We start from the raw sequence: 4,837 nt of genomic DNA, 5'->3' as shown, positions 1-4,837 counted from the left end.
TACCAGCGGCGGCCGGTGTGGACCAGACGGTACGGCTCGACGCGGCGCGTCCTGCCCTGGTAGCCGAAGCTCACGCCCTCGTGTCCCCGGCACGCGGCGGCCAGCGCGGCCAGCAGGTTCGCGTCCACAGCCGGGCCGGACGCCGTCAGCGGCAGGATCGCCGACTGCATCGCCGCCACCCGGTGCTTCAGCCGCGAGGGCAGCATCTGTTCGAGCTTCGCCAGGGCCCTGAGCGAGGTCTCCTCGATGCCCGCCACCGAGCCGGACGCGGCGGCGCGCAGTCCGACGGTCACGGCGACGGCCTCGTCGTCGTCCAGCAGCAGCGGCGGCAGTGCCGCGCCGACGCCGAGCTGGTAGCCCCCGCCGGGGCCGGTCAGGGACTGCACCGGGTAGCCCAGTTCGCGCAGCCGGTCGGCGTCCCGGCGGACGGTGCGCGTCGTCACGCCCAGCCGCTCGGCCAGTTCCCGGCCGGACCAGTCGGGACGGGACTGCAGTAAGGAGAGCAGCCGCAGCAATCGGGCCGAGGTCTCGAGCATCTGGCCGGAAACTCCTCATCGATCACACCCAGTTGAGGACAGAACCTGTCCTCAGGGCTCCCTAGTGTCGTTCCTGCCGGCCCTCGAAGGCAGGCCGCACCACAGAAAAGCAGAACCACGCGCCCAGCAAGGGAGAACACCATGATCCTCGTCACCGGAGCCACCGGGAACGTCGGCCGTCACGCACTGGAGATGCTGCTCGGACAGGGCCGCGAGGTGCGGGCCGCGTCCCGCGCGCCGGAGCGGGCGACATGGCCGGCCGGCGTGCGGACCGTCGCGGCTGATCTGGCCGACCCGGCGTCGCTGGCCACCGCCCTGGCGGGGGTCGAGGCCGTGTTCCTGTTCGCCGTCCCCGGCAGCGGACCGGACTTCGTCGCCGCCGCCGAGGCCGCCGGCGTACGCCGGGTGGTGCTGCTGTCCTCCGGCGCGGTGGACGACGAGGCCGAGGAGCAGGACGGGCCGATCGCCGCCTACCACGCCGAGATCGAGCAGGCGCTGCGGGGCTCCGATCTGGAATGGACCTTCCTGCGACCCGACGTGTTCGCCGCCAACACGCTGATGTGGGCGGCGCAGACGAAGGCCGGTGACGTGGTCCGCGGTGCCTACGCCGATGCCACCGCCGCGCCGATCCACGAGGCCGACATCGCCGCGGTGGCCGTGGCCGCGCTCACCGAGGACGGCCACGCCGGGGAGATCTACCGGCTGACGGGCCCGCAGTCGCTCAGCCACGCCGACCAGGCCGAGATCATCGGCGAGGTGCTCGGGCGCCCCATCACCTACCAGGAGCTGCCCGTCGAGACGGTGCGCCGGGCGATGAGCGCGCATGTGCCGGGTGCGATCCTCGACGGCATCCTCAAGGCCTGGGCCGACTCGGTCGGCCGGCCCGCCCTGGTCACGGCCGACGTCGAGAAGATCACCGGCCGGACCGCCCGCAGCTACCGCGACTGGGTGTCCGACCACGCCGCCGCGTTCTGAGGCGACCGGGCCCCGGAGCGGCCCGCGTCACACCTGCCGCTCCGGGACGTCCACCACCAGCCCGTCGATCTCGTCGGTGACCGGCAGCTGGCAGCTGAGCCGGCTGTTCTCCCGGCGCGGGCAGGCCGTGGTGTGCAGCAGCTCGTCCTCGATGTCGGACATAGCCGGCAGCGTGACCGGGCTGCCGCGGTCGACGTAGACGTGGCAGGTCGCGCACATGGCGCCGCCGCCGCATTCGCCGACGATGCCGTCGACGCCGTTGACGACCGCTCCCCGCATCACGGAGTTCCCCTCGGGGACGTCGAGGGTCGTCGCGGTTCCGTCCGGACTCCGGTAGGTGATCCTGGCCATGCGTCGTGTCCTTCCTGCCTGGGCGTACGGTGCGCGAAACCTGCGTCGGCGTACCCTCCGCGTGCCTGCGGTGCTGTCGCCGCCCCACCATGCCGGGGTGTCCTGGGGAGCCACTGGGGGATCGATCGAACGCGGCGCGCCCCGCACTCCAGGTGGGTTCGAGAGGCTCGCTGGAGCCTGGCCGGTACGTATGGCACCCATGGCCCACAGGAGGACCCATGCCGAAGACCGGCGAGCGGCTGACATGGACGGCCGCAGGATCAGGCGAACGCCTGGAGTACGCGACGCTCGAGGTCCCGCTCGACCACACCGATCCGGACGGCGAACGGATCTCCCTCGCCCTCAGCCGGCTGCGTGCCGGCGATCCCGCGCGCCGTCGGGGCGTCCTGATCGGGGTGACCGGGGGGCCCGGCGGCGACGGCGGCCTCGGCACCGGCATGCCCTCCCGGCTGGCCGGCACCCCCCTTGCGGAGGTGTACGACCTGATCGGCTTCGACCCGCGCGGCACCGGCGCCTCGACGCCGCTGCGCATCGAGGTCACCCCCACCACCGTGCCCTTCGACTCCCGGCCGCCGGACTCGGTGTTCGAGGCGATGGCCGCCGACATGCGGGAGCGGGAGCTGGGCTGTCTGCGGGCCGGCGGCGACACACGCCCGCACATCAACACCCGCAACACGGCCCGCGACCTGGAGAGCATCCGGGTCGCGCTGGGCGAGGAGAAGCTGAACTTCCTCGGCTACGCGTACGGCAGTTACGTGGGCGCCGTCTACGGCACGATGTTCCCCGAGCACCTGGACCGGAGCGTGCTCGACTCCTGCGTGCATCCCCGCTGGACCTGGCGTCAGCAGTTCCTGGCCCAGGCGCGGGCGGTCCGGGAGAACGTGGACCGCTGGGCCGAGTGGACCGCGCGGCGCGACAACCACTTCGCGCTGGGCACGACGGCCGCGCTGGCCGTGGCCGCCGTGGAGGGTGTCGCCGCGGCGCTGGAGGGCCGGCTCGGGGCGGCCGTGCGCACGTCCTTCGACGGCATCGTGGGCGGCCTGGCCACCGACCGTTCGGCGTGGGAGCGGCTCGGTCTGCTGGTCGGGGCGTTGCGGGCCGCGACCGCCGAGGGCGACGACGAGCGGACGGCCGCGCTGCTGGCCGAGCACGCCACGGGCGGCTGGGGAGCACGGGCCAGCGAGCAGTGGCGGCAGAGTGTGCTCGAGGCGGTGACGCTGGAGACGGAGTGGCCGACCGACCTGGAGACCTACTACGCGGACATGCGGGTCTGCCGGGAGCGCTACCCCTACGGGCACGGTGTGCTGCGGGCGGCTCCGTGGGTCGGGGCGTTCCGCACCTTCCAGTCGCCCGAACCGCCCACCGTGCTCGCCCGGGACGGTTATCCGACGGGCCTGGTCGTCCAGGCCGACGGCGATCCGATGGACCACCGCGAGGGCGGTGAGGCCCTGGCGGAACTGCTCGGCCATCATCTGATCACGGTGGAGGACTCCGGCGACCACGAGGTCTACGTGCTGAGCGGGAGCAATCCGCGCCTGGAGGCGTACGTCGAGCGGTACCTGGTGGACGGGGTGCTGCCGCCGGCCCGGGTGAGCGTGCCCGGTGCGCGTCAGGCGCCGCCCGTTCCCGAGGACGCCTGACACGAGGGGGAGGGGCCCGCCGACCGGCCCCTCCCCCTCGCCCTCGCGGCGCCGCCCGTCAGCGGCGCTTGCCCGCGGGCACGACGTACCTGGCGTAGATCAGCTCGCGCATCACGTCGTCGCCGCCCTCCACGATCGCGACGTAGCGCAGGTCGCGGACCAGTTTCCCGATCGGATGGTCGTGGGTGTAGCCGAGCCCGCCGAACATCTCCGAGCCGGTCGTCGCCACCTGCCAGCCGGCCTGACCGCAGTACAGCTTGGCGGCGAGGGCCGAGCGCAGGGTGCCGACCCGGTACAGCGCCGCGGCCGGGTCGTCCGCCGCCAGGAACCGGTCGAACTCGGCCGCCGCCGCCCGGCACTGGTTGCGCATCACGTCGACGGTCATCTCCATCTGGCCGAGCTTGGCGGCGAACACGGCGTTCTCCCGCAGCGGAGCGCCCTTGATCCGCTTCTGCGCCGCGTACTCCATGGACAAGTCCCGGATCCGGCGGGCCACCCCGATCGCGGTGGCGGCGATGAGGATGCGGCTGGCGTTCAGGCCGATCTCCAGCAGCCGCAGCCCGTTGCCGCGCAGCCGGCCGGCGGCGGGCACCCGGCAGTCGCGCAGCCGGACCCGGTAGGTGCCCGAGCCCCGGACGCCGAGCATGTCCCAGCGTTTGACGATCTCCACCCCGGGAGTGGCACGGGGCACCGCGACGACGGCGTAGTCGCCGTCGTCGTCGGCGGACCGGGCGAGCACGAGCAGGGTGTCGGCGGGTTCGGAGTTGGTGGAGAAGTACTTCTCCCCGTCGAGCACCAGGGCGTCGCCGTCGCGGCGGTAGGTGGTGACGGTGCGGTTGAGTTCGCTGCCGGCGTCCTCCTCGCTGCCGAGGATGCCGAGCCGGCCGCCGTCCCGGACGAGACGCTCCAGTACGGGTCGTGCCACCGCCTCGTCGCCGTGGAGCTGGAGCATCACCGTGCCCAGCACCGGCAGGAAGGCGCCGAACGCGAAGCCGGCGTCGCCGTAGGCCAGTTCGGACACGATGTCCACGCTGTCCCGGAGGGACACCCCGGCGCCGCCGTACGCGGCCGGGATCCACCAGTTGGCCAGCCCGGCCTCGTGCAGCCGGGCCGACTCGGCGGTGGGCTGTTCGGGCAGGCCGTCGAAGTACTCGGCCTTGGACAGCAGCTCCGCGCGGACGAACGCCCGGACCCGGTCCAGCACCTGCGTCGCCTCGGCCGTGTCGGTCGTCATGGTGTCCCCCTCACCGGTCCTGGGCGAACTCGCGGGCCCTGGCCATGGTGGCCCGGCTGTTCGAGCCCAGGGCGTGCCGCACCGCCTGCCGGGCGTCGGCC

General features: G+C 73.4%; 5 protein-coding genes. 2 read left to right on the top strand and 3 right to left on the bottom strand.

Annotation, left to right across the window (positions count from 1 at the left end; all coding sequences use genetic code 11):
• Positions 1–536 (bottom strand): helix-turn-helix transcriptional regulator (locus CCN44_RS35335; protein ID WP_143650197.1); only part of this gene is annotated, 536 nt, incomplete at its 3' end.
• A 141-nt stretch (positions 537–677) separates the two neighbouring features.
• On the opposite strand from CCN44_RS35335, the gene CCN44_RS35330 reads away from it, so the two are divergent.
• Positions 678–1,511, top strand: a complete 834-nt coding sequence (locus CCN44_RS35330) for an NAD(P)H-binding protein (protein WP_086702641.1) — start codon at positions 678–680, stop codon at positions 1,509–1,511.
• A gap of 27 nt (positions 1,512–1,538) precedes the next feature.
• On the opposite strand, the gene CCN44_RS35325 is transcribed toward CCN44_RS35330, so the two are convergent.
• Positions 1,539–1,862: a 2Fe-2S iron-sulfur cluster-binding protein gene (locus CCN44_RS35325; RefSeq protein WP_059247713.1), complete on the bottom strand. Its 324-nt coding sequence runs from the start codon at positions 1,860–1,862 to the stop codon at positions 1,539–1,541.
• 218 nt (positions 1,863–2,080) lie between these two features.
• Here CCN44_RS35325 and CCN44_RS35320 point away from each other — a divergent pair, with 218 nt between their 5' ends.
• Positions 2,081–3,502 carry an alpha/beta fold hydrolase gene (locus tag CCN44_RS35320; protein ID WP_059247714.1) on the top strand — a complete coding sequence of 474 codons (1,422 nt, stop codon included), beginning with the start codon at positions 2,081–2,083 and terminating at the stop codon, positions 3,500–3,502.
• Between the two features lie 58 nt (positions 3,503–3,560).
• Here CCN44_RS35320 and CCN44_RS35315 read toward each other — a convergent pair whose 3' ends face one another.
• Positions 3,561–4,736: an acyl-CoA dehydrogenase family protein gene (locus tag CCN44_RS35315; protein ID WP_086702637.1), complete on the bottom strand. Its 1,176-nt coding sequence runs from the start codon at positions 4,734–4,736 to the stop codon at positions 3,561–3,563.
• Positions 4,737–4,837 lie beyond the last annotated feature (101 nt).

The organism is Streptomyces tricolor, from assembly GCF_002155905.1.
GTDB classification, from domain to species: domain Bacteria; phylum Actinomycetota; class Actinomycetes; order Streptomycetales; family Streptomycetaceae; genus Streptomyces; species Streptomyces tricolor.
This window is presented reverse-complemented; position numbering and strand designations above follow the sequence as displayed.

Excerpts from the sequence above, each read along its gene's own strand:
- CCN44_RS35330 (WP_086702641.1), top strand. The coding sequence starts at position 678 with ATGATCCTCGTCACCGGAGCCACCGGGAACGTCGGCCGTCACGCACTG.
- CCN44_RS35325 (WP_059247713.1), bottom strand. The coding sequence starts at position 1,862 with ATGGCCAGGATCACCTACCGGAGTCCGGACGGAACCGCGACGACCCTC.
- CCN44_RS35320 (WP_059247714.1), top strand. The coding sequence starts at position 2,081 with ATGCCGAAGACCGGCGAGCGGCTGACATGGACGGCCGCAGGATCAGGC.
- CCN44_RS35315 (WP_086702637.1), bottom strand. The coding sequence starts at position 4,736 with ATGACGACCGACACGGCCGAGGCGACGCAGGTGCTGGACCGGGTCCGG.